This is a genomic window from Comamonas faecalis (assembly GCF_039538025.1).
GTDB lineage: Bacteria > Pseudomonadota > Gammaproteobacteria > Burkholderiales > Burkholderiaceae_C > Comamonas_C > Comamonas_C faecalis.
This window is the reverse complement of the sequence record NZ_BAABBP010000023.1, coordinates 1-25571: the sequence shown is the minus strand read 5'-3', so window position 1 is coordinate 25571 and position 25571 is coordinate 1. Positions and strand designations below refer to the sequence as shown.

At 67.8% G+C, this 25571-nt stretch carries 22 protein-coding genes, 2 tRNA genes and 1 riboswitch; of the genes, 19 read left to right on the top strand and 5 right to left on the bottom strand.

Going from position 1 to position 25571, the window contains the following annotated elements:
• Window positions 1-53: 53 nt before the first annotated feature.
• From ABD767_RS12335 to ABD767_RS12280, 12 genes are all read left to right on the top strand, one after another.
• The gene (locus ABD767_RS12335; protein WP_103043915.1) at window positions 54-761 is read left to right on the top strand and encodes a 3-oxoacid CoA-transferase subunit A; all 708 of its coding nucleotides are present in this window, start codon (window positions 54-56) and stop codon (window positions 759-761) included.
• A 4-nt stretch (window positions 762-765) separates the two neighbouring features.
• The gene (locus ABD767_RS12330) at window positions 766-1404 is read left to right on the top strand and encodes a 3-oxoacid CoA-transferase subunit B (RefSeq protein WP_103043914.1); all 639 of its coding nucleotides are present in this window, start codon (window positions 766-768) and stop codon (window positions 1402-1404) included.
• 92 nt (window positions 1405-1496) lie between these two features.
• A complete protein-coding gene (locus tag ABD767_RS12325) occupies window positions 1497-2840 on the top strand; it encodes an HD domain-containing phosphohydrolase (protein WP_103043913.1) in 1344 nt (447 codons plus the stop codon).
• 250 nt (window positions 2841-3090) lie between these two features.
• Window positions 3091-5010 carry a threonine--tRNA ligase gene (gene thrS, locus ABD767_RS12320; RefSeq protein WP_103043912.1) on the top strand — a complete coding sequence of 640 codons (1920 nt, stop codon included), beginning with the start codon at window positions 3091-3093 and terminating at the stop codon, window positions 5008-5010.
• A 76-nt stretch (window positions 5011-5086) separates the two neighbouring features.
• The gene (infC, locus tag ABD767_RS12315) at window positions 5087-5698 is read left to right on the top strand and encodes a translation initiation factor IF-3 (RefSeq protein WP_103043911.1); all 612 of its coding nucleotides are present in this window, start codon (window positions 5087-5089) and stop codon (window positions 5696-5698) included.
• A gap of 184 nt (window positions 5699-5882) precedes the next feature.
• Window positions 5883-6086 carry a 50S ribosomal protein L35 gene (gene rpmI, locus ABD767_RS12310; RefSeq protein WP_103043910.1) on the top strand — a complete coding sequence of 68 codons (204 nt, stop codon included), beginning with the start codon at window positions 5883-5885 and terminating at the stop codon, window positions 6084-6086.
• 26 nt (window positions 6087-6112) lie between these two features.
• A complete protein-coding gene (gene rplT, locus ABD767_RS12305; protein WP_103043909.1) occupies window positions 6113-6472 on the top strand; it encodes a 50S ribosomal protein L20 in 360 nt (119 codons plus the stop codon).
• A 103-nt stretch (window positions 6473-6575) separates the two neighbouring features.
• Window positions 6576-7628 (top strand): phenylalanine--tRNA ligase subunit alpha, encoded by a 1053-nt coding sequence (gene pheS / locus ABD767_RS12300; protein WP_103043908.1) that lies wholly within the window; start codon window positions 6576-6578, stop codon window positions 7626-7628.
• Window positions 7629-7735: 107 nt separating this feature from the next.
• Window positions 7736-10180 carry a phenylalanine--tRNA ligase subunit beta gene (gene pheT / locus ABD767_RS12295; protein WP_103043907.1) on the top strand — a complete coding sequence of 815 codons (2445 nt, stop codon included), beginning with the start codon at window positions 7736-7738 and terminating at the stop codon, window positions 10178-10180.
• Window positions 10177-10536, top strand: coding sequence for an integration host factor subunit alpha (locus ABD767_RS12290; protein ID WP_103043906.1), 360 nt, complete (start codon window positions 10177-10179; stop codon window positions 10534-10536). Before pheT ends, ABD767_RS12290 begins: the two co-directional genes overlap by 4 nt.
• A gap of 82 nt (window positions 10537-10618) precedes the next feature.
• A complete protein-coding gene (locus tag ABD767_RS12285) occupies window positions 10619-11023 on the top strand; it encodes a MerR family transcriptional regulator (RefSeq protein WP_103043905.1) in 405 nt (134 codons plus the stop codon).
• Between the two features lie 27 nt (window positions 11024-11050).
• Window positions 11051-11127: transfer RNA gene (locus ABD767_RS12280), tRNA-Pro, on the top strand.
• A gap of 445 nt (window positions 11128-11572) precedes the next feature.
• Here the strand turns inward: ABD767_RS12280 and alaS are convergent.
• Window positions 11573-14200: an alanine--tRNA ligase gene (alaS, locus tag ABD767_RS12275; RefSeq protein WP_103043904.1), complete on the bottom strand. Its 2628-nt coding sequence runs from the start codon at window positions 14198-14200 to the stop codon at window positions 11573-11575.
• Between the two features lie 130 nt (window positions 14201-14330).
• Here alaS and ABD767_RS12270 point away from each other — a divergent pair.
• The 6 genes from ABD767_RS12270 to ABD767_RS12245 all read left to right on the top strand — a co-directional run bounded on the left by ABD767_RS12270 (window position 14331) and on the right by ABD767_RS12245 (window position 20919).
• Window positions 14331-14404, top strand: a tRNA-Gly gene (locus ABD767_RS12270).
• A 140-nt stretch (window positions 14405-14544) separates the two neighbouring features.
• Window positions 14545-14811, top strand: a riboswitch (cobalamin riboswitch).
• A 204-nt stretch (window positions 14812-15015) separates the two neighbouring features.
• Complete coding sequence (locus ABD767_RS12265) at window positions 15016-17130, top strand: TonB-dependent receptor (RefSeq protein WP_344869729.1); 2115 nt, start codon at window positions 15016-15018, stop codon at window positions 17128-17130.
• A gap of 28 nt (window positions 17131-17158) precedes the next feature.
• The gene (locus ABD767_RS12260) at window positions 17159-18199 is read left to right on the top strand and encodes an ABC transporter substrate-binding protein (RefSeq protein ID WP_103043902.1); all 1041 of its coding nucleotides are present in this window, start codon (window positions 17159-17161) and stop codon (window positions 18197-18199) included.
• Window positions 18196-19278, top strand: coding sequence for an iron chelate uptake ABC transporter family permease subunit (locus tag ABD767_RS12255; protein ID WP_103043901.1), 1083 nt, complete (start codon window positions 18196-18198; stop codon window positions 19276-19278). Before ABD767_RS12260 ends, ABD767_RS12255 begins: the two co-directional genes overlap by 4 nt.
• Window positions 19275-20063, top strand: coding sequence for an ATP-binding cassette domain-containing protein (locus tag ABD767_RS12250; RefSeq protein ID WP_103043900.1), 789 nt, complete (start codon window positions 19275-19277; stop codon window positions 20061-20063). Before ABD767_RS12255 ends, ABD767_RS12250 begins: the two co-directional genes overlap by 4 nt.
• 142 nt (window positions 20064-20205) lie before the next feature.
• Window positions 20206-20919 carry a (2Fe-2S) ferredoxin domain-containing protein gene (locus tag ABD767_RS12245; RefSeq protein ID WP_344869728.1) on the top strand — a complete coding sequence of 238 codons (714 nt, stop codon included), beginning with the start codon at window positions 20206-20208 and terminating at the stop codon, window positions 20917-20919.
• On the opposite strand, the gene trmB is transcribed toward ABD767_RS12245, so the two are convergent.
• Genes trmB through ABD767_RS12225 form a run of 4 tightly spaced genes read right to left on the bottom strand, consistent with a single transcriptional unit; the run spans window position 20838 to window position 24618 of the window.
• The gene (gene trmB, locus ABD767_RS12240) at window positions 20838-21647 is read right to left on the bottom strand and encodes a tRNA (guanosine(46)-N7)-methyltransferase TrmB (protein WP_425549919.1); all 810 of its coding nucleotides are present in this window, start codon (window positions 21645-21647) and stop codon (window positions 20838-20840) included. The genes ABD767_RS12245 and trmB overlap by 82 nt on opposite strands.
• Complete coding sequence (gene gluQRS, locus ABD767_RS12235) at window positions 21605-22549, bottom strand: tRNA glutamyl-Q(34) synthetase GluQRS (RefSeq protein ID WP_103043897.1); 945 nt, start codon at window positions 22547-22549, stop codon at window positions 21605-21607. The genes trmB and gluQRS overlap by 43 nt, the downstream gene beginning before the upstream one ends.
• Window positions 22546-23634: an FAD-dependent oxidoreductase gene (locus ABD767_RS12230; protein WP_146031435.1), complete on the bottom strand. Its 1089-nt coding sequence runs from the start codon at window positions 23632-23634 to the stop codon at window positions 22546-22548. Before ABD767_RS12230 ends, gluQRS begins: the two co-directional genes overlap by 4 nt.
• A gap of 42 nt (window positions 23635-23676) precedes the next feature.
• Window positions 23677-24618: a LysR substrate-binding domain-containing protein gene (locus ABD767_RS12225; protein ID WP_103043895.1), complete on the bottom strand. Its 942-nt coding sequence runs from the start codon at window positions 24616-24618 to the stop codon at window positions 23677-23679.
• A 115-nt stretch (window positions 24619-24733) separates the two neighbouring features.
• Here ABD767_RS12225 and ABD767_RS12220 point away from each other — a divergent pair, with 115 nt between their 5' ends.
• The gene (locus ABD767_RS12220; protein ID WP_103043894.1) at window positions 24734-25435 is read left to right on the top strand and encodes a pirin family protein; all 702 of its coding nucleotides are present in this window, start codon (window positions 24734-24736) and stop codon (window positions 25433-25435) included.
• Window positions 25436-25571: the final 136 nt, after the last annotated feature.

The window sequence follows — 25571 nt, the reverse complement described above, 5'->3', positions numbered from 1 at the left end:
AGTGCAATACGTAGTATCGTAACGCAGCCATTTTTCAACCAGGAGGCATTGCAGTGAACAAGATTTATCCCTCGGCGGCCGCGGCGCTCGAAGGCGTGGTGCGCGACGGCCAGTTGATGGCCGTCGGCGGCTTTGGTCTGTGCGGCATTCCCGAAGCGCTGATCGAGGCGCTGTGCGCCAGCGGTGTGAAAGACCTGACGGTGATCTCCAACAACGCCGGCGTCGATGGCTTTGGCCTGGGCAAGCTGCTCAACACGCGCCAGATCAGGAAGATGATCAGCTCCTATGTCGGTGAGAACAAGGAGTTCGAGCGCCAGTACCTGGCCGGCGAGTTGGAGCTGGAGTTCACGCCCCAGGGCACGCTGGCCGAGAAGCTGCGCGCCGGCGGCGCCGGCATTCCGGCCTTCTTCACCAAGACGGGCGTGGGCACCATGGTCGCCGAGGGCAAGGAGCTGCGCGAGTTCGACGGCCAGACCTATGTGATGGAGCGCTCGCTGGTGCCCGACGTTTCGCTGGTCAAGGCCTACCGCGCCGACACCAGCGGCAACCTGCAGTTCCGCCTGACGGCGCGCAACTTCAACCCGGCGGCGGCCACCGCCGGCAGGATCTGCATCGTCGAAGTCGAGGAAGTGGTCGAGAAGGGCGCGATTGCCCCCGACGAGGTGCACCTGCCCGGCATCTACGTGCACCGCATCGTGCACAACCCGAACCCCGAGAAGCGCATCGAGAAGCGCACCCTCACCGAGAAGACAGGAGATTGAAGCCATGCCCTGGAACAAGGAACAAATGGCCGCGCGCGCGGCGCAAGAGCTGCAGGACGGCTTCTACGTCAATCTGGGCATCGGCATCCCGACGCTGGTGGCCAACTACACCGGCGACAAGGAAGTCTGGCTGCAGTCGGAGAACGGCATGCTCGGCATCGGCCCGTTCCCGACCGAGGAGCAGGTCGACGCCGATCTGATCAACGCCGGCAAGCAGACCGTCACTACGCTGGCGGGCTCGGCCATCTTCGGCTCGGATCAGTCGTTCGCGATGATCCGCGGCGGCAAGATCAACCTGTCCATCCTGGGCGCGATGCAGGTCAGCCAGAAGGGCGATCTGGCCAACTGGATGATTCCCGGCAAGATGGTCAAGGGAATGGGCGGCGCGATGGATCTGGTCGCGGGCGTTCCGCGCGTCATCGTGCTGATGGAGCATGTGGCGCGCAAGAAGGACGGCGGCATCGACCTCAAGATCCTGCCCGAATGCACGCTGCCGCTGACCGGCGTCGGCGTGGTCGATCGCATCATCACCGACCTGGGCGTGATGGACGTCACGCCCGAGGGGCTCAAGCTTGTCGAGCTGGCGCCGGGAGTGGAATTCGACGAAATCCAGTCCAGGACCGGCGTGACGCTGCTGCGCTGACAGTTTTCTGCAGGCACGCCGCTGCGCGGCGGCGTAACCACCACGGGCCATGGCGTATGCTTGGCCCGTTTTGTTTGTGACCCCGCCCCTGCATGAATGAACCTGAATTGAAGCCCCCCGCCGTGCAGGCGGCGCTTGACGACAACCGGAACTATCTGCGCGCCATCACCGACATGGCAGCAGGCGGCAAGGTCGTCACGCACGACGCCGTCTACAACGACAAGGGCATCAAGCTGCTGGACAAGGGTATGCGCGTGGACGCGTCGCTGTACGACCGGCTGGTGCGCCACAAGCTGCGTGGCAACATTGAAGACCGACTGACCGTGGACGACGCGGTGACTGTGCACACGCTGATGCAGGTGGCGCGCGAGCTGTGCCAGCACGACACCCTGGCCTATCTGCTGGTGCATACGCTCGACGAGGCGGGCGACGGCACCGACCGCCTGGTGGCGCCGCTGGGGCGCGTGCGGCTGACCCAGCAGCTGGGGTTCAAGCTCACCGTGATGCGCGAGCAGCTGCCGGCATACTTCACGCACAGCGTGTTGATGACGCTGGTGTCGATCTATCTGGGGCTCAAGAGCGGCTGGGACGACCAGCAGTGCATGCTGCTGGCCACCGCGGCGCTGTTGCACGACCTGGGCGTGATGCACATGGATCCGGCCTGGCACGACCCGGCCAACAAGATCACCGGTGTGGGGCGCAAGCAGCTGTTGGTGCACCCGATCACCGCCATGCTGATGGCGCGCGAGCAGAAGATTTATCCCAAATCGGTCGGGCAGGCCATTTTGGAGCACCACGAAGCCATGGATGGCAGCGGCTATCCGCGCGGCGTGCCGGGCTCGGAGATCTCGCCCATGGGGCAGATCCTGATCGTTGCCGAGGTGGTGTCCGCCTTTTTCGAGAAATACGCGGACGACGTGCCCGCGCAGCGCCTGTCGTTGGCGCTGCGGCTGCACCACCGCAAATACCCGCCGCGGCTGGTGGCGCACCTGCTGCCGGCGCTGCAAATCAAGGCAGTGCAGTCGCACATCGAGGTCAGCCAGGAGCAGGTGCAGGCCATCATCGGCGTGCTCTCGCAGGCTTTCGACGCCTGGAGCGCGCAGCGCCAGCAACTGCCTGCCGCCTGCTTCGATGAGGAGGGTGGCTCCGCCAGCCTGCTGGTGGCGCAGCGCCTGGATGCGCTGCAAAAAAACCTGCTCGAAGCCGGGTCGCACCCGCGCCAGCTGGCCGAGGCCCTGCCTTATCTGGTGGGTGATGCCGAGGGGCTGGCCGAGCTGGCGCTGGTAGGGCGCGAGGCGCTGTGGCAACTGCAGTCGATCATCGACACGGTCAACAGCCGCTGGCCCGAACTTGCCGAACCATCGGGCGAATGCGACAGCGGCGTGGCGCAGTGGCGCGACGCCTGCATGGCGCAAATGGCCGGCTTGCCCGCATGAGCGCTGCGGTTTGCTGCGGCCTGAATCCGTGCTTCAGTTAAAATGGCCGCTTTGCAAGCAACAAGGACGAGAAAGGCATTGCTGGTTATGACACCGCGAACGGACACCCAAACCGTCCCGGGCCTTTGAGGCCTGCAGTTCGCGCCTGTACAGCATTTCCTGCTTTTCACACCCAAGCGCGGACATGGCTCCGCGCTTTTTGTTTTATCGCGGCGCTTCCAACGACAACGATTCACGAGGAACTGCACAAATGCTTCACATTACGCTTGCCGATGGCTCGCAGCGCGAATTTCCAGCCCCGGTGACGGTGGCCGAGGTGGCCGCCGCCATCAGCCCCGGCCTGGCCAAGGCGGCGCTGGCCGGCAAAGTGGGAGACAAGCTGGTTGACACCAGCTACCGGATCACCTCCGACACGCCGCTGTCCATCATCACGGTGAAGGACGCCGAGGGGCTGGAGGTCATCCGCCATTCCACGGCCCACCTGCTGGCCTATGCGGTCAAGGAGCTGTTCCCGGACGCGCAGGTCACCATCGGCCCGGTGATCGACAACGGCTTTTACTACGACTTCGCCTACAAGCGCCCGTTCACGCCCGAGGATCTGGCTGCGATTGAAAAACGCATGACGGAACTTGCCGCCAAGGACGAGCCCGTGGTGCGCCGCGTACTGCCGCGCGACGAGGCGGTGCAGTATTTCAAGGGCATGGGCGAGCACTACAAGGCCGAGATCATCGCCAGCATCCCGAGCAACGAGGATGTCAGCCTGTACCGCGAGGGCGGCTTCGAAGACCTGTGCCGCGGCCCGCACGTGCCCAGCACCGGCAAGCTGAAGTTCTTCAAGCTGATGAAGGTGGCCGGCGCCTACTGGCGCGGCGACCACCGCAACGAGATGCTGCAGCGCATCTACGGAACGGCCTGGGCGACCAAGGACGAGCTCAAGCACTACCTGCACATGCTGGAGGAAGCCGAGAAGCGAGACCACCGCAAGCTCGGCCGCGAGCTCGATCTGTTCCACATCGACGAGCATTCGCCCGGCACCGTGTTCTGGCATCCCAAGGGCTGGACGCTGTGGCAGCAGGTCGAGCAGTACATGCGCCGCGTCTACCAGGACAACGGCTACCAGGAGGTCAAGGGCCCGCAGATCCTGGACAAGACGCTGTGGGAGAAGACCGGCCACTGGGACAAGTACCGCGAAAACATGTTCATCACCGAGAGCGAGAAGCGCGACTACGCGCTCAAGCCGATGAACTGCCCGGGTCACATCCTGATCTTCAAGCAGGGCATCAAGAGCTACCGCGACCTGCCACTGCGCTATGGCGAATTTGGCCAGTGCCACCGCAACGAGCCCACGGGCGGCCTGCACGGCATCATGCGCGTGCGCGGCTTCACGCAGGACGACGGCCACATCTTCTGCACCGAGGATCAGATTCAAGACGAAGTGCTGGCCTTCACGCGCCTGCTGCAAAAGGTTTATGCCGACTTCGGCTTCACCGACATCATCTACAAGATCGCGACCCGCCCCGACGCGCGCATCGGCAGCGAGGAAAGCTGGGACAAGGCCGAGGCGGCGCTGATCCACAGCCTGGACGCCTCGGGTTGCGCGTATGAGCTCTCGCCCGGCGAGGGCGCCTTCTATGGCCCGAAGATCGAATACACCTTGAAGGACGCGATTGGACGCCATTGGCAGTGCGGCACCATCCAGGTTGACTTCTCGATGCCCGAGCGACTGGACGCCGAGTACGTGGGTGAGGACGGCGCGCGCCACCGCCCGGTCATGCTGCACCGCGCCATCGTCGGTTCGCTGGAGCGTTTCATCGGCATCCTGATCGAGCAGCACGCAGGCGCGCTGCCAACCTGGCTGGCGCCGGTGCACCTGGCGATGCTCAACATCACCGACGAGCAGGCGGCGTACTGTCGCGATGTTGCGACAAAGCTGCAAAAAGCACTGCCCCATCAAGATCTTAGGGTGGCTCTTGACCTGCGCAATGAGAAGATCACGTATAAAATACGCGAGCATGCGCTGCAAAAGCTGCCCTACATCCTCGTCGCAGGCGAGAAAGAAAAGGCCGCTGGTGCTGTCGCAGTACGCGCCCGGGGCAACAAAGACCTGGGCGTGATGTCCATCGACGCCTTTGTCGAATTGATCGCACGGGACATCGCTTCCAAGGCCTGAGGATTGCCATCTTGATCGGCTTGAGAGCGCGCACGCGTGCGTGAGCTGCCACGCTTCGTGGTTTTATTGATTGAGGGTGAGAACCATCGCTACCGAATTTCGAGATCGTCGCCATCGCGAAGAACGCAAACACCGCCTGAACCGTGAAATCACGGCGCCCGAGCTGCGCTTGTCGGGTCCGGAGAACGAGCCACTGGGCATCGTCAGCCTGCAAGAGGCCTTGCGCATGGCGGGTGACATGGACGTCGACCTGGTGGAGATTGCCGCCACTGCCCATCCGCCGGTCTGCCGCCTGATGGACTATGGCAAGTTCAAGTACCAGGAGCAAAAGCGCGCGGCCGAGGCCAAGGCCAAGCAGACGGTCATCGAGATCAAGGAAGTCAAGTTCCGCCCTGGCACCGACGACGGCGACTACAACATCAAGCTGCGCAACATCCGCCGCTTTCTCGCCGACGGCAACAAGATCAAGGTCACGCTGCGCTTTCGCGGACGCGAGATCACGCACCAGGAATTGGGTCTGGCGCTGCTCAACCGCCTGCGCGACGAGCTGGCCGACAGCATCCAGGTCGAGCAGTTCCCCAAGCTGGAGGGCCGCCAGATGATCATGATGATCGCGCCGGCGCGCAAGAAGGTGACGGGCAATAGCAGCAAACCCGCAGCAGAAGACGCGCCTCCCAGCGCGGCCTGATGCCCCCATGTGGCGGCTGGCGGCCCTTGTGGTTGACAGTTGCCAACAGGCAGTGCGCAAGCGCTGCCGCACGCGCCAAGGGACGAAAGTCCCGCGGCGCGTTCAAAAGTGACCCGCAGGCCAGCGAAGGTTGCACAGAGGTTGTGCAAACGCCTGACGGGCACAAGGTAACAGGAGCATTCACATGCCCAAAATGAAAACCAAGAGCAGCGCGAAGAAGCGTTTTCGCGTTCGTCCGGGCGGCACCGTCAAGCGCGGTCAGGCCTTCAAGCGTCACATCCTGACCAAGAAGACCACCAAGAACAAGCGCCAATTGCGCGGCATCACGACCGTGCATGACGGCGATATGGGCTCCATCGCCAAGATGCTGCCCATGGCCGGCCTGTAATTCACTGACGAACAAGGAGAAAACATATGCCTCGCGTCAAACGTGGTGTCACGGCTCGTGCCCGTCACAAAAAGGTTCTTGCCCTGGCCAAGGGTTTCCGCGGTCGCCGCGGCAACGTCTTTCGCATCGCCAAACAGGCGGTGATGAAGGCCGGGCAATACGCCTACCGTGACCGTCGCAACAAGAAGCGCGTGTTCCGTCAGCTGTGGATTGCCCGTATCAACGCCGCTGCCCGTGAACTGGGCCTGACCTACAGCCAGTTCGCCAACGGCCTGAAGAAGGCGTCCATCGAGATCGACCGCAAGATGCTGGCCGACCTCGCGGTGCACGACAAGGCTGCCTTTGGCAGCATCGTGGAGCAAGTCAAGACCAAGCTGGCTGCTTGAGTTCACGATCGGCGGCTACACTCGGTTGCAGTCGCCCAGCGCTCAAACAACAAGGGCTAGGGCTTGAAAGGGCACTAGCCCTTGTTTCTTTTGGCAAAACAATATGAACGAGTTGGATACCCTGGTCGCGGGTGCGCGCGATGCCTTTGCAGCCTGTGCCACGGCGGCCGATCTGGAAAACGCCAAGGCGCAGTTTCTCGGCAAGTCGGGCCGCATCACCGAACTGATGAAGGGCATGGCGCAGCTGAGCGTCGACGAGAAGAAGACGCGCGGCGCCGCGATCAACCTGGCCAAGCAGGCCATCGAGGCTGCATTGACCGCTCGCCGCGAGCAGTTGGCGCAGGCGCAACTGCAACTGCAGCTGCAGGCCGAGGCGCTGGACGTGACTCTGCCCGGGCGTCAGCGCGGCATGGGCGGCCTGCACCCGGTGTCGCTCACGCTCGAACGCATCGAGGGGATTTTCGGGTCGATGGGCTTTGAGGTGGCCGACGGCCCCGAGATCGAGACCGACTGGTTCAACTTCACCGCGCTCAACACGCCAGAGAACCACCCGGCGCGCTCGATGCACGACACCTTCTACGTCGACGGTGGCAGCGCCGAGGCGCCGCACGTGCTGCGAACGCATACCAGCCCAATGCAGATCCGCCATGCGGTGCAGCACGTAAAAAAATACCGCGACCGCATCGACGCCGGCCAGTCCATGCCCGAGATCCGCGTGATCGCGCCCGGACGCACCTACCGTGTGGACTCGGACGCCACGCATTCACCGATGTTCCATCAATGCGAGGGACTGTGGATCGGCGAGAACATCAGCTTCAAGGACTTGAAGGTCGTCTTCACCGATTTTTGCAAGACGTTCTTCGAGAGCGGCGACCTGGTGCTGCGCTTTCGCCCCAGCTTCTTCCCGTTCACCGAGCCCAGCGCCGAGATCGACATCCAGTTCGCCAGCGGCCCGCTGGCCGGCCGGTGGCTGGAGGTGGCCGGCAGCGGCCAGGTGCACCCCAACGTGGTGCGCAACATGGGGCTGGATCCGGAGCGCTTCATCGGCTTTGCCTTCGGCATGGGGCCGGATCGCCTGACGATGCTGCGCTATGGCGTGAACGATTTGCGCCTGTTCTTTGACGGCGACATCCGCTTTCTGTCGCAGTTCCGTTGATGGCTGCGGCCGCTCGGCCGGCGCCGTGCCAGGTGCACCGCTCCCCGGCCGACGCGCATCCGCACGCACAACGCCCATCGTCCAACGCCCAACGCTGAGCCACAAAAATGCAATTCCCCGAATCCTGGTTGCGCGAATTCTGCAACCCGCCCCTGACCACCCAGGAGCTGGCCGACACCCTGACCATGGCCGGCCTGGAGGTCGAAGAGCTGGCGCCCGTGGCGCCGGCGTTCACCAAGATCGTCGTCGGCGAGATCAAGGACGCCGTTCAGCACCCCAACGCCGACCGCCTGCGCGTGTGCCAGGTCGACGTGGGGCAGGGTGCGCTGCTCACCATCGTCTGCGGCGCGCCCAATGCGCGTGTTGGCATCAAGGTTCCGTGCGCGCTGGTGGGCGCCGAGCTGCCGCCCGGCGAGGACGGCAAGCCCTTCCTCATCAAGGTGGGCAAGCTACGCGGCGTAGAGAGCTTTGGCATGCTGTGCTCGGCGCGCGAGCTGCGCCTTTCCGAAGACCACGGCGGCCTGCTGGAGCTGGCGCATCCTGCGCCGCTGGGCCAGGACATCCGCGAGCACCTGCAGCTGGACGACACGCTGTTTACCCTCAAGCTCACGCCCAACCTGGCGCATTGCCTGAGCGTCTACGGCATTGCGCGCGAGCTGTCGGCGCTGACCGGCGCGCCGCTGAAGGTGCTGGAGTTTGCGCCGGTGCCCGCCACGCTGAACGAGACCGTTCCAGTGCGCATCGAGGCGCCCGACCTGTGCGGGCGCTTTTCCGGCCGCGTGGTGCGCGCCATCAACCCGCGCGCGGCTACGCCGCAGTGGATGGTCGACCGCCTGGCGCGCTGTGGCCAGCGCAGCGTCGCGCCGCTGGTCGACATCTCCAACTATGTGATGTTCGAGCTGGGCCGGCCGTCGCATATTTTTGACCTGGACAGGATCCACGGCGGCCTGCAGGTGCGCTGGGGCCGCGCGGGCGAGACGCTCAAGCTGCTCAACGGCAACACAGTCACGCTGGACGAGCAGGTCGGCGTGATTGCCGATTCCGCCCAGGTCGAGTCGCTGGCCGGCATCATGGGTGGCGACGCCACTGCCGTCACCGACGACACGCGCAACGTCTATGTCGAGGCCGCCTTCTGGTGGCCCGACGCGATCGTCGGGCGCTCGCGCCGCTTCAATTTCTCGACCGACGCCGGCCATCGCTTCGAGCGCGGCGTCGACCCCGAGGGCACGGTGGAGCACATCGAGCGCATCACGCAGCTGATCATCGACATCTGCGGTACGGGCGAGACCGCCTGCGCCGCCATCGACGACACCCGCGTGCGCATGCCGCAGGCCGAGCCGGTGCGCCTGCGCGTGGCACGCGCGGCCAAGGTCATCGGCATGCCGCTGACGCAGGCGCAGTGCGCACAGGCGCTGGCCGGCCTGGGCCTGGCGCTGACTGAAGAAGAGGGCGTGATCACCGTCACGCCGCCGAGCTGGCGCTTCGACCTGCGCCTGGAGGAAGACCTGATCGAGGAAGTGGCCCGCGTCATCGGCTACAACCGCCTGCCGACCACGCCGCCGCTTGCGCCAATCACGCCGCGCCTGCGCGCCGAGTCGCGCCGCAGCCCGTTTGCGGTGCGCCGCGCGCTGGCCGCACTGGGTTACCAGGAGACGATCAACTTCAGCTTCGTCGACGAGCGCTGGGAGCGCGAGCTGGCCGACAACGCTGACCCGATCCGCCTGCTCAACCCGATTGCCAGCCACTTGAGCGTGATGCGCTCGACGTTGATCGGCTCGCTGCTGCAGGTGCTGAAATTCAACCTGGATCGCAAGGCTCCCCGCGTGCGCGTGTTCGAGATTGGCCGCGTCTTCCTGCGCGACGCCAGCGTGCCCGACAGCGACACCACCGTCCAGGGCTACCGCCAGCCGCTGCGCGTGGCCGGCCTTGCCCATGGCGCGGTCGACCAGCTGCAATGGGGCCGCCCGGACACCGCCGTTGACTTCTACGACGCCAAGGGTGACGTCCAGGCGCTGCTGGCGCCTTTGCTGCCGGTATTCGAGCCGGCGGAACACCCGGCGCTGCACCCGGGGCGCTGCGCGCGCGTGCTGCTTGACGGCAAGGCCATTGGCTTCATCGGCGAGCTGCATCCGCGCTGGTGCCAGACCTGGAGCCTGCCGTCGGCGCCCGTGCTGTTCGAGCTGGAAATGGACGCCGTGCTGGCGCGCAACGTGCCGGCGGCGCGCCCAGTGGCGCGGCGCCAACTGGTCGAGCGCGACATCGCCGTCGTCGTGGCAGAGCGCATCACGCACGACCAGGTCGTGCAGGCGGCCAGCAGCGCGTTGCCGGCAGAGCTGCTGCGCTCGTGCGTGCTGTTCGACGTGTTCCGCCCGCGCCCGCTGCGCGATGGTGAGACGGCGCCCGCCGGCGCGCTGGCCCAGGGCGAGAAAAGCCTCGCTCTGCGCCTGACGCTGGGCAGCGACGACAACGCGCTGACCGACACCGAAATCGAGTCGGCCATGGCCCGCGTGCTGCAGGCACTGGCCGCACAAACGCAGGCGAGGTTGCGATGACCCAGGAACGAGAGTCTGCACCGCAGAGCATCGAGCTGGCCGTGGAAAGCCTGGAGACCCCCACGCTGACCAAGGCGCAGCTGGCCGAGTTGCTGTTTGACCACATCGGCCTGAACAAGCGTGAATCCAAGGACATGGTCGATGCCTTCTTCGACCTGATCGTGCGCAGCCTTGCCGCTGGCGAGGATGTCAAGCTCTCGGGTTTCGGCAACTTCCAGATCCGCACCAAGGCGTCGCGCCCCGGGCGCAACCCGCGCACAGGTGAATCCATCCCCATCCAGGCGCGCCGCGTGGTCACCTTCCACGCCAGCAACAAACTCAAGGAGCAGATCCAGCAAGGCCTGTCGGACGAGTGATGCATATGGGTGCGCCGGGTTTGGCGATTGCCCGGGTCTGCGCTAACCTTCAACGTTTTGTTGCGCCTGCCCCTGCACGACGATGACGACCCACCCGGTGCTGCCTCCCATTCCTGCCAAGCGCTACTTCACCATCGGCGAGGTCGCCCAGCTGTGCGCGGTCAAGCCCCACGTGCTGCGCTACTGGGAGCAGGAATTCACCCAACTGCGCCCGATGAAGCGCCGCGGCAACCGGCGCTACTACCAGCACCACGAGGTCTTGATGATTCGCCGCATCCGGGACCTGCTCTACGAGCAGGGCTTCACGATCAGCGGCGCGCGCAACCGCCTGCAGGAGGTCGACCAGGAGCCGGGCGCCGGGCACGAGCAGGGCGGCGACGCGGCCCTCGATGCGGCGAACATGGCAGAACGCACACCCTTGGCGCTGGACTCGGCCGAACTGCGCAGAGAGCTGGAAGAAATCAGGTCGCTTTTGTTTTTCGAGTGATTTTCCGCTATACAATCTAAGTCTTGTCGGCGTGTAGCGCAGCCTGGTAGCGCACTTGCATGGGGTGCAAGGGGTCGCGAGTTCGAATCCCGCCACGCCGACCATTTTTTCTCAATGAAATCAACGGGTTACAGCAGAAATGCAGTAGCCCGTTTTTCTTTTCCAGGGGCGTTTGGCCTTGGGCCCTAAACAAGCGCTGCGCTGAGGTGTTCGATTGGCGGGTGGTCTGCCGCGAGAAGCTGCACCAACGCACCCTGCAGCCCGTTCGCTGCGGCATGGATGGCCTGGCGTGCTGCCAAGCACGTCGTGTTGCTTGCGCATGGCCCGTGGCGCGCTGCGCCATCAACCCGTCATGCTGGGCCAGCGCTTCGCGTGCGGCGTGCACCTTCGCGGCAACGCGAGGCGCTGCGGCGCGCGCACCGTTTGCTTTCTCGCGTGCCAGCAGGTGTGCTGTCCACGGCAGTGCTCAAGTCCTCATCTGAAGTTGGACTTCAAGTCCAGGCAGACCCGGGGCGCCAAGCCCCGGGGCCGGCAATTCCGGCGCTTGCCTCAGCCCAGGCGCTGCGCCACCCAGCCCTGCACGCTGGCCAGCGCCTGCGGCAGCGCTTTGGCGTCGGTGCCGCCGGCCATGGCCATGTCGGGCTTGCCGCCGCCCTTGCCACCGACCTGGCTGGCGACGAAGTTGACCAGATCGCCCGCCTTGACGCGCGCGGTCTCGGCCTTGGTCACGCCGGCGGCCAACTGCACCTTGTCGCCGTCGACGGCGGCCAGCACGATGGCGGCGGCCTTCAGCTTGTCCTTGAGCTTGTCCATGGTCTCGCGCAGCGTCTTTGCGTCGGCGCCCTGCAGCGTGGCGGCCAGCACCTTCAGCCCGTTCACTTCAACGGCCTGTGCGGCCAGTTCGTCGCCCTGGCTGGCGGCGAGTTTGCCCTTGAGCGCGTCGACTTCCTTTTCCAGCGAGCGGATGTGCTCCAGCGCTGCGCCGATGCGCCCGGCAAGCTCGGCCGCGGGCGCCCTGAGCGCCGCGGCGGCGCCGTCCACCGTGTCTTCCAGCGACTGCAGATAGGCCAGCGCGTTCTCGCCGGTCACGCCTTCCACGCGGCGGATGCCGGCGGCCACGCCGCCCTCGGCGACGATCTTGAACAGGCCGATGTCGCCGGTGCGCGCCACGTGGGTGCCGCCGCACAGCTCGCGGCTGGTGCCAATGTCGAGCACGCGCACGCTCTCGCCGTACTTCTCGCCGAACAGCATCACCGCCCCGGTCTTCTGCGCGCTCTCGATATCCATCACGCGCGCCTGCGTGGCGCTGTTGGCCAGGATCTCGGTGTTCACGCGCCGCTCGATCTCGCGCATCTGCGCGGGCGTGACCGGTGCGTTGTGCGTGAAGTCGAAGCGCGTGCGCTCGGGCGTGACCAGCGAGCCCTTTTGCTGCACATGCCCGCCCAGCACCTCGCGCAGCGCCTTGTGCATCAAGTGAGTCACGCTGTGGTTGCGCATGGTCGCGGCGCGCAGCCGGGTGTCCACCTGCGCCTGCACGCTGTCGCCCACGCTCAGCTGGCCCTGCGCAACGGCGCCGTGGTGGCCGAACACGTCGGCCTTGATTTTTTGCGTGTCCGCCACGTCAAAGCGCGCCACCGGCGTGGAGATCTGGCCCTGGTCACCCACCTGGCCGCCGCTTTCGGCATAGAACGGCGTGGTGTCGAGCACGACGACGCCGCTTTGCCCCGCATCCAGCGTGGCCACACTCACGCCGCCCAGGTACAGCGCGACGATCTTGGCGCTCTCGGCCAGGTGCTCGTAGCCGGTGAAGGTGTTGGCCGCGCCGCCGTACTCCAGCGCGCGATCCATCTTGAACTTGCCGGCCGCGCGCGCCTGCTCCTTCTGGTGCTGCATCGCGGCGTCAAAGCCGGCCTCGTCCACGGCCACACCGCGCTCGCGGCAGACGTCCTGCGTCAGGTCCAGCGGAAAGCCGAAGGTGTCGTGCAGCTTGAAGGCCACGTCGCCGGCCAGCACCCGGGCGCCGCCTGCCAGCGCGCCGTCCAGGATTTCCATGCCGTGCGCCAGTGTCTCGAAGAAGCGCTCCTCCTCTACGCGCAGCACTTCGGTGATGCGCTCTGTCTGCTGCGCCAGGCGCGGGTAGGCGTCGCCCATTTGCGCGACGAGATCGGCCACCAGCTTGTGGAAGAACGGCGTCTTCTGCCCCAGCTTGTAGCCGTGGCGGATCGCGCGGCGGATGATGCGCCGCTGCACATAGCCGCGGCCCTCGTTGCCGGGAATCACGCCGTCGGCCACCAGGAAGGCGGTGGCGCGGATGTGGTCGGCAATCACCTTCAGCGACGGGTTGGCCAGATCCTGGCAGCCGGTCTCGCGCGCAGCGGCGGCAATCAATGCCTTGAACAGGTCGATCTCGTAGTTGCTGTGCACATGCTGCAGGATGGCGGCCAGGCGCTCCAGGCCCATGCCGGTGTCGACGCAAGGCGCGGGCAGCGGAGTGACCGAGCCGTCCTCCTTCATGTCGAACTGCATGAACACGTGGTTCCAGATCTCGATGAAGCGGTCGCCGTCCTCCTGAGGACTGCCCGGAGGGCCGCCGGGAATGTGGTCGCCGTGGTCGTAGAAGATCTCCGAGCACGGCCCGCAGGGGCCGGTGTCGGCCATCATCCAGAAGTTGTCGCTCTTGTACTTGCCGCCCTTGTTGTCGCCAATGCGAATCACGCGCTCGGGCGGCAGGCCGATCACCTGGGTCCAGATGTCGTAGGCCTCGTCGTCCTCGTGGTAGACGGTGGCCAGCAGCCTGTCAGCGGGCAGCCCGAATACCTTGGTCAGCAGCTCCCAGCCCCATTCGATCGACTCGCGCTTGAAATAGTCGCCAAACGACCAGTTGCCCAGCATCTCGAAGAAGGTGTGGTGGCGCGCGGTGTAGCCCACGTTCTCCAGGTCGTTGTGCTTGCCGCCGGCGCGCAGACAGGTCTGCACGCTGGCCGCGCGCACGTAGGGCCGCTTGTCGGTGCCCAGGAACACGTCCTTGAACTGCACCATGCCCGAGTTGGTGAACATCAGCGTCGGGTCGTTGCCCGGCACCAGCGGGCTGGATTCGACCACCGTGTGGCCCTTGGCGGCAAAGAATTCCAGAAAGGTGCGACGGATGTCGGCAACAGAAAAATACGGTGTGCTCATGGTGTTATGCGGCTACGAACGGCACGTCGCGAAGTCACTTGAGAACGCGCGCGCCACCCGTGGAAAAATCAACCGGCCATTATAGATTTGGCAGCCGCAGGCGCAGTCGACACCTATAATGCAAGGCTTCGCGGGTGTAGTTCAATGGTAGAACGGCAGCTTCCCAAGCTTCATACGAGGGTTCGATTCCCTTCACCCGCTCCAACAGGCTGCTTCACGGCCTGCCACGACCATCAAACCCGCATGCTCGCTCGACATGCGGGTTTTTTGTTGCATCGGTAAATACATTGCGCGGGTGCGCGCATCCGACTGCCGCAGCTCGTGCGCTGGCTGGTCGCCGCTATACTCGCTGCCCTGCAACAGGTGCCCGAGCGCGTAAGCGCCGGGTTCAACGGGAACAGGGTGCAAGGCCCTGGCTGCCCCCGCAACGGTCAGCAGATTTCCACGATTTCATCGGCCCATGTGCTTTGCGCGCACGGGCCGGCCACTGGCGTCTTACGTGACCTGAGAAGGTGCGCGGCGACGCCGGGAAGGCGAGGCGTGGGGCGCGCAATGCCATGGCATGTGCGCCAGCTGCAAGCCCGGATACCGGCCTGTTGAGCGCCGCCGTGCCGGGCCCGTCCCGGTGCGTTGCGGCATGCGCAACAGCCGCCTGCGGGGAGCAGCGGTGGTTGCCGGCGCGCGCGCCTGGGGCCCTCGGCCTGGTGCGTGCCATGGCACACCACCGGCGATGCAGGCTGCAGCATCTGGGGTGTCAGTCCATGGCCAGCCTGCCTGTTCTACGTTCGTCCGCGCGCCGTGCGCCGCGGTTTTCCTTGCATTCCCCGTTGGCCGGCGCGGCCGCGTTGGCCTGCCTGCTGGCGCCGCCGCTGGCGCATGCCGACGAGCCTGGCGTGGCCGCCGCAGCGTCCGAGCTGCCCGCGATGCGCGTCGTCGGCGAGCGCAGCGCAGGCCTGGGCCTGCAGCTGCCGTCGACCTCGGGCAGCCGCACCGGGATTGCGACGCAGGATTTGCCGGCCAGCTTGGCCTCTGTGGACGAGCAGACTTGGCAGGAGCGCGGCGATAGCCGCATGGCCGACATCATTGGCCGCACCGTGGGCATGACGCCGCTGTCGGCTACCAGCTACAGCAGCCTGTCGTTTTCCTCGCGCGGCTTTACCGGCACCAACTCGGTTGGTATTGCCGAGGACGGCGTGCGCCTGGGCGTGGCGTCCAGCACCACGCCCTATCCGGGCGACGGCTGGGGCTATGAGCGTGTCGAGGTGTTGCGCGGGCCGGCCTCCATCGTCTACGGCACGGGCACCGTGGGGGGCACGGTCAACGCGGTGCGCAAACAGCCCACGCGCGAGCCGCTGCGTGAAGTGTTGGCCGGCGCCGGCAGCGACGGCGCGGCCCGCCTGGGCGTGGGCCTGGCCGGCCCGCTGGGCGAGACGCTGAGCTACCGCCTTGACGTTTACGGCCAGCGCACCGACGGCGAGCGCCCGCTGAGCCAGGCCAGCACCGCCAAGCTGATGAGCACGCTGCGCTGGCAGCCCAGCGCCGCGCTGCGCCTGGAGCTGCTGGCTGACGTGAGCAACCAGCGGCCGGCGCGCTACTTTGGCGCGCCCACGTTGGGCGGGCAGTTTGTACCTGAGCTGCTGGGGCGCAACTTCAACACCGCCGACAGCGCCATTCACATTCAAGACCAGCGTCTGCGCGCGCGCGCCAGCTACCAAGTGAGCGACGCGCTGCATGTACGCAACGAGCTCTACCACTTCAAGGCCGACCGCTACTGGCGCAACATCGAGTCCTACCGCTATCTGCCGGCGACGCAGCAGATAAAGCTTGGCGACTATCTGGAGCTCGCGCACGATCTGGTGCAGACCGGCAACCGGCTGGAGGCGGCCCTGGAGGCCGGCGCGCACAAGCTGGTGCTGGGCTGGGAGGTGAGCAAGGCCCGCTTCAACTTCTCCCGCAACGACTACGCCGGCAGTGACCTCATCGGTGTCCATGACCCGTCGCTGGGCTACTGGCCCAATACCTCGCCGATGCTGCACACCTTGCGCACCCAGGCGACGACGCACGACTTCTATGCCGAGGATGCCTGGACGCTCAGCGAGCGTTGGCTGCTGCTGGCCGGCATTCGCCGTGACCTGACGAATTTCGAGCGCAATGATTTGGTGGGCCCCGACTCCTTTGGCAAGCACCTGGGCGGCACCGCGTGGCGTCTGGGCCTGACGCACAAGCTCGATGCCCAGACCCATTTGTACGGCCAGTTCTCGCAAGGCCACGATCCCGTCACCAACGTGCTGACGCTGAACCTGGGCAACCGCCCCTACAAGCTGACCACGGCGCGCCAGATCGAACTGGGCATCAAGCAGCAGTGGGCGCAGGGCCAGGGCGAGTGGACGGCTGCCGCCTATCGCATCGAAAAAAGCAACATCGTCACGCAGGACCGCGATGACAAAACCAAGTCGGTGCAGGGCGGCGAGCAGTCGTCGCAAGGCCTGGAGCTGAGCGCTGCGCTGCGCCTGTCGCCGCACTGGCGCATCGAAGGCAATTACGCCTTGGTGGATGCCCGTTATGACGAACTGATCAAGGGTGGCGTGGACCTGACGGGCAAGCGCCCACTCAACGTGGCGCGCCACAACGCCAACCTGTGGGCGCACTACACCACGCACAACGGCATGGGCCGCTGGCAGGCCTCGCTGGGGGCGCGCGCCGTCAGCAGCCGCTTTGCCGATGACGGCAACACCGCCCGCAGCGCCGGCTATACCGTGTGGGATGCGGCACTCAGCTGGAGCCCCCAGCCCAGCCAGACCTACCGCCTGACGCTGCGCAACCTGGGCGACAAGCTCTACACCTATTCGGCCGTCTCCAGCGCCAGCGCGTCGCAGGCCTACCCCGGCGAAGGTCGGCGGGTGGACGTGACGGCCGAATGGGTTTTTTGACAGCCGCGCAGGCAGCGCCTCTCCAAGCATGATTTCAGCTTTTCTTCCGTCAAAAGCAGGGAGCCTGGCCGCCGCGCTGGCGCTGCTGCTGGCTGCCTGCGCACCGGCGCAGGAGTCGGCGCAACCGCCGGCACAACAGCCGGCCGCACCCGTCGTGCCGGCTGCCGACGCATCGGTGCCGGTGCAGGCCAGCGTTTGCGGCCAGGTGGTGGACTATCCGACGGCGCCCGAGCGCGCCGTGGTGCATGGCATCAACCTGGTCGAGATGGTGCTGGCGCTGGGGCTGCAAGACCGGCTGGCCGGCTACGGCGGGCTGCGCGACATCACGCGCCTGCCGCCGGTCATGCAGGCACAACTGGCCAGCGTGCCCGACCTGTCGGGTGCCAGCATGAACCTGGAGACACTGCTGGGCGCGCAGGCCGACTTTGTCTTCAGCGGCTGGTCGTATGGCTTTCGCCAGGGCCAGGTCACGCCCGCCAGCCTGGCCGAGCTGGGCATCGCCAGCTACGTGCTGACCGAGTCGTGCATCCGCCAGGGCTCACGCGAGCGCGTGGCACTGGAAGACACCTTTGCCGACCTGCTGGCGTTGGGGCGGATTTTTCGCGTGCCCGAGCGCGCGCAGGCGCTGGTCGATGCCCAGCGCGCCGAGCTGGCGCGCATCACCACCGCCACCGCCGGTGTGGCGCGGCGCCCGCGCGTGTTCTTGTACGACAGCGGCACCGATATTCCCATCACCGCCGGGCGCTTTGCGATGCCGCACGCGATGATCGAGGCCGCTGGCGGCGAGAACCTGTTTGCCGACATCGCCAGCAGCTGGACGCGGGGCAACTGGGAGGACGTGATTGCGCGCGACCCCGAGTGGATCGCCATTGTCGACAACGATGTTCCCACTCCCGACGCCAAGCGCCAGTTTTTGCTCGCCCAGCCCGAACTAGCCCACCTGAGCGCCGTCCGCGAGCGCCGCTTTGTGCTGCTGGACTTTGCTGAGGCCACGCCCGGGCCGCGCAACGTCGCCGCCGTGCGCAAACTTGCCCACGCCCTGCACCCGGACAGGGTGCCGGCGCCATGAATCCCGTCCACCTCGCCCATGCGCTGCAGCGGCGCCACCTGGCCTGGTGGCTGGCCGCGTTGGCGGCGCTGCTGGCGCTGTCGCTGACGCTGGCGATCACGCTCGGGCCGGTGCGGCTGGCGGCCGGCCAGGTCTGGCAGATCACCGGGTTCGAGATCGGCCAGCGCCTGGGGCTGGATCTGGCGGCAGGCGACTGGAGCATCTCCCAGCAGCAGATCGTCTGGCGCGTGCGCCTGCCGCGCGTGCTGCTGGCGGCGCTGGCCGGCGCCGGGCTGTCGCTGGTGGGCGTGGCCATGCAGGCCATGGTGCGCAATCCGCTGGCCGACCCCTATTTGCTGGGCGTGTCCTCGGGCGCGTCGGTGGGTGCGGTGGCGGTGCTGGCCTATGGCGCGCTGGCCTTTGCCGGCGGCTGGGCGCTGCCGCTGGGGGCGTTTGGCGGCGCGCTGGCCGCCTGCGTGCTGGTCTATGCGTTGGCACATGCCGATGGGCGGCTGCAGGCGGCACGCCTCATCCTGGGCGGCGTGGCCATTGCCTACTGCCTGGGCGGCGTCACCAGCTTCATCGTGCTGACGGCCGACCAGCGCGAGCTGGCCAATTCGGTGCTCACCTGGACCATGGGCAGCCTTGCCGGCACCCGTTGGGACGAGTTGGGCCTGCCCAGCGCGCTGCTGCTGGCGGGCATGGCGCTGCTGCTGGTGCAAGCGCGCGCGCTGAACGCGCTGCTGACCGGCGAGGACAGCGCTGCCACGCTGGGCGTGGACACCCCGCGCACGCGGCGCTGGCTGTTCGTGCTGGTTTCGCTGGTCACCGGCACGCTGGTGGCGCTGGCCGGGCCGATCGGCTTCGTCGGCCTGGTGGTGCCGCATGTCACGCGCATGTTGGTGGGCGCCGAGCACCGGCGCGTGCTGCCCGTCTCGGCACTGGTGGGCGCCATCTTCCTGGTCTGGGCGGACGTGCTCTCGCGCACCGCGTTTGCCCCGGCCGAATTGCCGCTGGGCGTCATCACCTCGCTGGTGGGCGGGCCGTTCTTCGTCTGGATGCTCTACCGCCGCCAGACGGCGCAAAGGCTGCTGGCATGAGTGCTCCGGGCGCCCATCTGCAGGCCGATGGCCTGAGCTGGCAGGCGGCGGCCGCGCACATCGTGCGCGACGTGAGCCTGCATGCCGCACAGGGCGAGTTCGTCGGCCTGCTCGGGCCCAACGGCAGCGGCAAGTCCACGCTGCTGCGCATGGTCTACCGCGTGCTGCGGCCGGCTGGTGGCCGCGTGCGCGTGGCGGGCCGCGACGTCTGGCAGGCTGGCGCGCGTGAGAGCGCCCGCGCCATGGCTGTGCTCGCGCAGGAGGGCGGCGGCGCGTTCGACCTGTGCGTGCGCGACATGGTGCTGATGGGCCGCACGCCGCACCAGTCGCCGTTCGCGCGCGACAGCGACGAGGATCTGCGCATTGCCGCCGAAGCATTGGAGCGCACCGACACCGCGCATCTGGTCGAGCGCATGTTCTCCACCCTGTCGGGCGGCGAAAAGCAGCGCGTGCTGATGGCCCGCGCACTTGCGCAGCAGGCGCCGCTCTTGATCCTGGACGAGCCGACCAACCACCTGGACGTGCGCCACCAGTTCGCGCTGATGCAGCTGGTGCGCCGCCTGGGCCTGACCACGCTGGCCGCGCTGCACGACCTGCAACTGGCCGCGCACTACTGCGACCGGCTCTACCTGCTGCAGGACGGCGCGCTGGTGGCCCAGGGCACGCCGGCGCAGGTGCTGACGGCCAAGCACATCGCGCGCGTCTATGGCGTGCGCGCCAGCGTCACGCCGAGCGCGCACAGCGGCAAACCCGTGATCGAGTACCTGCCCGATGACTTGCGCTGACCCCCGCCTGGACTGCGAGCGCGCGGTGGTGCTGCTCGGGCGCGCCGGCTACGGCGGCGGCGCCCAGTAGGAGCTGGCGCAGCTGCGCGATCGGCTGGCGGCGGCGCTCACCGGCGCGCCGGTGCATGTGGAGGCGGCCTGCGTGGACCGCGCCGGCCCCGGCCTGCCGCAGGCGCTGGACGCCTGCCTGCGGGCGGCGCCGCGCGCGCGGCTCGTCGTGCTGCAGCCGGTCTTTGTGCCGGTCGACCCGGCGCTGCTGCGCTGGCTGCACAAGGTGGCGCAGCGCTGGCGCCACCGCCAGCCGCAGCCGGAGACACTGCCACGCATCGTGTTCGCACCGGCGCTGGGCGCGCTCGACGGCCTGGCGCCGCTGCTGGCGCGCAGCCTGGCGCAGGCGCAAGACCTGCCCGACGTGACGCAGACCCAGCCGAAGCAGTGGGAGCGCGACCCGCGCGCCTGGTCCGAGGTGCCGCCGCTGGCGCGCCACCTGCTGCTGTGCCTGGGCCCGCGCTGCACCGCGCTGGGGGCAGCAGGCCTGTGGGCGCAGCTGCGCGCGCGCCTGCAGGCAGACCCGGAACTGAAGAAGACCGTGATGCCGCTGCACACCAGCTGCCAATACCCGTGCAACCTGGGGCCGCTGGCCATCAGCTACCCCGACGGGCACTGGTTTGGCCACCTGGACGTGCAGGCCATCGATGTGCTGGTGGATGCCGGCCTGCGGCCCGAGGGCGCGGCGCTACGTGGTGCACCGCACGGCGGGGAAACAGGGCGTGATCAGCGGCGCGTGAACACCAGGTCCCACACGCCATGGCCCAGGCGCAGGCCGCGGTTCTCGAACTTGGTCAGCGGCCGGTAGTCGGGCTTGGGCGCGTAGTCGGGGGCGGTGTTGGCCAGCAGCGGCTCGGCGCCAAGTACTTGCAGCATCTGCTCGGCGTAGGGTTGCCAGTCGGTTGCGCAGTGGATGTAGCCGCCGGGCTTGAGCCGCCCGGCCAGCTGCGCGACCAGCGGCGGCTGGATCAGGCGGCGCTTGTTGTGCTTTTTCTTGTGCCAGGGGTCGGGAAAGAAGATATGGATGCCGTCGAGCTGCGCGGGCGCGAGCATGTGGGCCAGCACCTCGGTGGCGTCGTGCGCGCAGATGCGGATGTTGGCGATGCCCTGCTCGCCGATGCGCTTGAGCAGCGCGCCCACGCCAGGCTCGTGCACCTCGCAGCACAGAAAGTTGTCGCCCGGGCGCACGCGGGCGATGTGGGCCGTGGCCTCGCCCATGCCAAAGCCGATCTCCAGGATCAGCGGCGCGTGGCGGCCAAACGCGGCGTCTGCGTCCAGCAGCTGCGGCGCGTAGGGCAGCACGAAGCGCGGGCCCAGCTCGGCCAGCGCCTTGGTCTGGCCGGTGGTGGTGCGGCCGGCGCGGCGCACATAGCTTCGGATGGCCTTGGGGTGGGCAACGTCGGCGGGCGCTGCGCCGCTGCGCGAAGGGCCGGTGGCTGCGGGAGCGGCGTTCGGGACGGCGCCGGCGGGGGTGTCGGGTGTCGGGCTGGTATTCACGGGGCGCGATTGTAGAGGTGCGCCCAGGCCTGCTGCCACCAAAGCAGGGCCTGCGCCACGCTGCGCGGCGCGGGCAGCGGCGGCAGGCCCAGCGCCTGCGCGGCCTGCGCCAGCGCCTGCAGCGGCTGGCGCTCGTCGATGGGCGGCGCGCCGTGCTGCTTGGACAGCTTGGCGCCGTCCGGCGTGCACACCAGCGGTGTGTGCAGATAGCGTGGTGCGGGCAGGCCCAGCGCGTGCTGCAGCAGCAGTTGGCGCGGCGTGTTGTCGGCCAGGTCTGCGCCGCGCACGACGTCGGTCACGCCCTGGTCGCCGTCGTCGACGACGACGGCCAGCTGGTAGGCCCACAGGCCGTCGGCGCGGCGCAGCACGAAGTCGCCCACCTCCAGCGCCACGTTCTGCTGCTGCGCGCCCAGGCGGCGGTCGCTCCAGTGCAGCAGGCCGGCCGCGCCCAGCGCAAAACCGGGGCCGGTGTCTCCGCTGGCTGCCAGCTGCGCCTGGTACTTCTCGGTGTGAAAGCGCCAGGCGCGCGCTGGCCGGCCTTGCAGTCCGGCGCGGCAGGTGCCGGGGTAGGGGCGGGCGGTGTGGGCGGCGTGCACATGGCCGCTGGCGGCCAGCGCGGCGTCGATCTCGCGGCGGGTGCAGGCGCAGGGGTAGGCCAGACCGCGCGCCAGCAGGTCGTCCAGCACCTGCTGGTAGCGCCCGGAGCGTGTCGATTGGTACAGCGGCGGCGCGTCCGGCTCAAGGCCGCAGGCGTTCAGCTGCCGCAGGATGTGCTCTGCCGCGCCGGGCACGCAGCGCGGGCCGTCCACGTCCTCGATGCGCACCAGCCAGCGCCCGCCGCAGGCGCGTGCGTCCAGCCAGCTGGCCAGTGCCGCGACCAGCGAGCCGGCGTGCAGCGGGCCGGTGGGAGAGGGTGCGAAGCGGCCTGTGTGGCCGCTCATGCCATGGCCAGGGCCAGCTCCAGCCCGGACACGAACGCGTCTTCCAGCCGGTAGCCCAGGCACCAGTCGCCGCAGGCGCCCAGGCCCAGCTCGGCGTCCCAGACGCAGGTCTGGCCCAGTGACGATTGCGTCTGCGCGTACTGCCAGCGGCGCAGCTGTACGTGGGTGGGCGCGGCGTGGATGCCGGTGACTTCGGCAAAGGCCTTGAGCAGCTTGCCCTGCACGCGCGCGGGCTCGTCCTGCAGGTGCTCGCGCGACCAGGCGGGGCTGGCCTGCACGGTCCAGCGCTCGACCTGGTTGCGTGCGGGTTTGCTCGATTCGCGCGCCAGCCAGGCGATGCGGTGGTGGGTGGAGCGCGCCGCGTTCCATTGCGGGCCCAGCGTGGTCAGGCCCGGCTGCACCGCGTGGGCAAAGGCCAGCATCATGGTCCAGCAGGGGGCGATGTCGACGCCGTCGAGTGCCGCGCTCCAGGCGACGTCCAGCTGCGACTGCAGCAGCAGCGCCTGCGCCTGCGGGGCGGGCAGCGCGAGCACGACGGCGTCGAACTCGCCGCGCTCATGCGTGCTGCCGTCGCGCGATCGGGTGCGCACCTGCCAGCGCAGCCCGTCGCCGCGCGTGAGGCCCACGACCGTCTGGTCGGTGTGCAGCTGGCCGGCCTGCGCCAGCGGCGCGGCCCAGGCGTCGACCAGCGAGCCCATGGTCGGTGTGGCGACCCAGTGCGCCTCGCTGGGCGGGGGCGCGGCCGTGGTCACCCGGCCGGCGGCGTCCAGCATGCGCACCGTGCTGACGCTCCAGCGGCGGCACAGGTCGGGCACGGTTTGCATCAGCGCGGTCTGAAAGCGCCCGTCGCGCACGGTGAAGTACTGCGCGCCGCTGTCAAAGCTGCCAAAGGGCGAGTCCAGCGCCGCGGTGCGCCCGCCGGGCTGGGGTGCGGCCTCGAAGACGTCGACCGCGTGGCCGGCCTGCGCCAGCGTGCGGGCACAGACGACGCCGGCCATGCCGGCTCCGATGATGGCAATGCGCTGCTGTTGTGGCGCAGCGGTGCGGGCGGTAGAGGGCGTTTTGCGGCGTGGGGTGGAACTCATGGTGTGCTTTCGGTGGTTCTGGCAACTCTACACGGCGCGGCTTCAGAAGTGGTGGTTTTCGAGCAGCGCCTTGCGCGTCACCGCGCTTTGCAGCTGCGTGAGCCACCATTGCAGCGCGCGGCCGGGGCCGGTGCGTCCGGGGGCGCACCACAGATAGCCCATGGCCACGCCGCGCGAGGGGCGCGCCACGTGCCGTTGCACCAGGTGGCCGACCTGCAGGTGGTCGCGCACCATGGGCTCGGGCAGAAAGCCGCCGCCCAGGCCGCGCAGCTGGGCGTGCAGCTTGGCGCGCATGTTGTCCACGGTGAGCACGTCCTGGCCGGGCAGGATGCCCACGGTGGTGGAGCTGCGCCGCGCCGAATCGGCCACGGCCACCATGCGGTGGGCGCGCAGCGTGGCGTCGGACAGCGGCTCGGGCAGTTTGGCAAGCGGGTGGTGGGGTGCGACGACGAAGATGAAACGCAGCTCGCCCAGCGGCGCGCTCTGCAGTCCGGCGACGTTGGGCGACAGCGCATCCAGCGTCACGCCGATGGCCAGGTCGGCCTGGCCCGAGATCAACGCCTCGGCCGTGCCACCCAGGATGCCGTCGCGCCACTTCAGGCGCGTGGGCGGCGCCAGCGCGTAGAAGGCCTCGATCAGCTCCAGCATGGTGGCCGGCGAGATGGCGCCGTCCACCGACAGCGTCAGCTGCGGCTCCCAGCCCGTGGCGACGCGGCGGATGCGCTCGGCAATGGCGTCCACGTCGTCGAGCAGCCGCGCGCCCTCGCGCAGCAGTTCCTGCCCGGCGGGGGTCGCGCGCGCCTGGCGGGTGCTGCGGTCGAACAGCAGCACGTCCAGTGCGTCTTCGACCTGGCGCACGCGGTAGGTCAGCGCGCTGGGCACCAGGCCCAGCTGGCGCGCCGCCGCGGCAAAGCTGCCGGTCTCGGCAATCGCCTGCAGCATGCACAGGTTGTCGGGCGTCAGGACGTTGCGGCTGTTTTGCATGGTCTGGGTGTGTCAATTCAAACGAATTGAATGATGCCTTCAAGGCCGCGGCGCTTGCAAGTGGGGGCCGCGGCCTAAAGTGGCTTGCATTGGAATAAAGAGAAAGGCCGACACCATGATGAACATCCGCAAGGCGCAGGAGCGCGGGCACGCCAACCACGGCTGGCTGGACAGCCACCACAGCTTTTCCTTTGCTGGCTACTACGATCCGCAGCACATGGGCTGGGGCAATCTGCGCGTGATCAATGAAGACCGCATTGCGCCGGACACCGGTTTTGGCGAGCACGGCCACCGCGACATGGAGATCATCAGCTACGTGCTCGAAGGCGCGCTTGCGCACCGCGACAGCATGGGCCACGTGCAGGCCCTCGTGCCGGGCGAGGTGCAGCGCATGAGCGCCGGCACCGGTGTGCGCCACAGCGAGTTCAACCACGCGCCGGGGCAGACCACGCACTTTCTGCAGATCTGGATCGAGCCGGCGCAGCTGGGCATCGAGCCCGGCTATGAGCAGGCGCGAGTGCCCGATGATGAAAAGCGCGGCCGGCTGCGCCTGGTTGCCGCGCCGGCCGGGCAGGGCGCAAGCGTCAGCCTGCATGCCGACGCGCGCGTCTGGGCCGGGCTGTTCGACGGCGACGAGGCGGCGCAGCTGGACGTCGATCCAAAGCGCAAGGCCTATGTGCAGGTGGCGCGCGGCCAGTTGCAGGTCAACGGCGTGCCGCTGTCCGCGGGCGACGGCGCGATGCTGCAGGGCGAGCCGCGCATCACGCTGGACGCGGGCGATCGGGCCGAGGTGCTGGTGTTCGACCTGGCGCCGTGACCGGGAGGCGCTAGGGCCTGTTAACGCTATTTTTGGCGGTGCGAACATACTCAAAACGGCGTCAATCGAGACGTGCGACGCAGCCCAGACTGGGTGTCTGGGCAAGGAGCGCAACGAAGAGTGGCGCCGTTTTGAG

Excerpts from the sequence above, each read along its gene's own strand:
- ABD767_RS12225 (WP_103043895.1), bottom strand. The coding sequence starts at position 24,618 with ATGCAAAACAGCCGCAACGTCCTGACGCCCGACAACCTGTGCATGCTG.
- rpmI (WP_103043910.1), top strand. The coding sequence starts at position 5,883 with ATGCCCAAAATGAAAACCAAGAGCAGCGCGAAGAAGCGTTTTCGCGTT.
- ABD767_RS12220 (WP_103043894.1), top strand. The coding sequence starts at position 24,734 with ATGATGAACATCCGCAAGGCGCAGGAGCGCGGGCACGCCAACCACGGC.
- rplT (WP_103043909.1), top strand. The coding sequence starts at position 6,113 with ATGCCTCGCGTCAAACGTGGTGTCACGGCTCGTGCCCGTCACAAAAAG.
- ABD767_RS12290 (WP_103043906.1), top strand. The coding sequence starts at position 10,177 with ATGACCCAGGAACGAGAGTCTGCACCGCAGAGCATCGAGCTGGCCGTG.
- ABD767_RS12255 (WP_103043901.1), top strand. The coding sequence starts at position 18,196 with ATGAATCCCGTCCACCTCGCCCATGCGCTGCAGCGGCGCCACCTGGCC.
- ABD767_RS12250 (WP_103043900.1), top strand. The coding sequence starts at position 19,275 with ATGAGTGCTCCGGGCGCCCATCTGCAGGCCGATGGCCTGAGCTGGCAG.
- ABD767_RS12260 (WP_103043902.1), top strand. The coding sequence starts at position 17,159 with ATGATTTCAGCTTTTCTTCCGTCAAAAGCAGGGAGCCTGGCCGCCGCG.
- gluQRS (WP_103043897.1), bottom strand. The coding sequence starts at position 22,549 with ATGAGCGGCCACACAGGCCGCTTCGCACCCTCTCCCACCGGCCCGCTG.
- ABD767_RS12230 (WP_146031435.1), bottom strand. The coding sequence starts at position 23,634 with ATGAGTTCCACCCCACGCCGCAAAACGCCCTCTACCGCCCGCACCGCT.
- pheT (WP_103043907.1), top strand. The coding sequence starts at position 7,736 with ATGCAATTCCCCGAATCCTGGTTGCGCGAATTCTGCAACCCGCCCCTG.
- ABD767_RS12285 (WP_103043905.1), top strand. The coding sequence starts at position 10,619 with ATGACGACCCACCCGGTGCTGCCTCCCATTCCTGCCAAGCGCTACTTC.
- ABD767_RS12330 (WP_103043914.1), top strand. The coding sequence starts at position 766 with ATGCCCTGGAACAAGGAACAAATGGCCGCGCGCGCGGCGCAAGAGCTG.
- thrS (WP_103043912.1), top strand. The coding sequence starts at position 3,091 with ATGCTTCACATTACGCTTGCCGATGGCTCGCAGCGCGAATTTCCAGCC.
- alaS (WP_103043904.1), bottom strand. The coding sequence starts at position 14,200 with ATGAGCACACCGTATTTTTCTGTTGCCGACATCCGTCGCACCTTTCTG.
- ABD767_RS12325 (WP_103043913.1), top strand. The coding sequence starts at position 1,497 with ATGAATGAACCTGAATTGAAGCCCCCCGCCGTGCAGGCGGCGCTTGAC.
- pheS (WP_103043908.1), top strand. The coding sequence starts at position 6,576 with ATGAACGAGTTGGATACCCTGGTCGCGGGTGCGCGCGATGCCTTTGCA.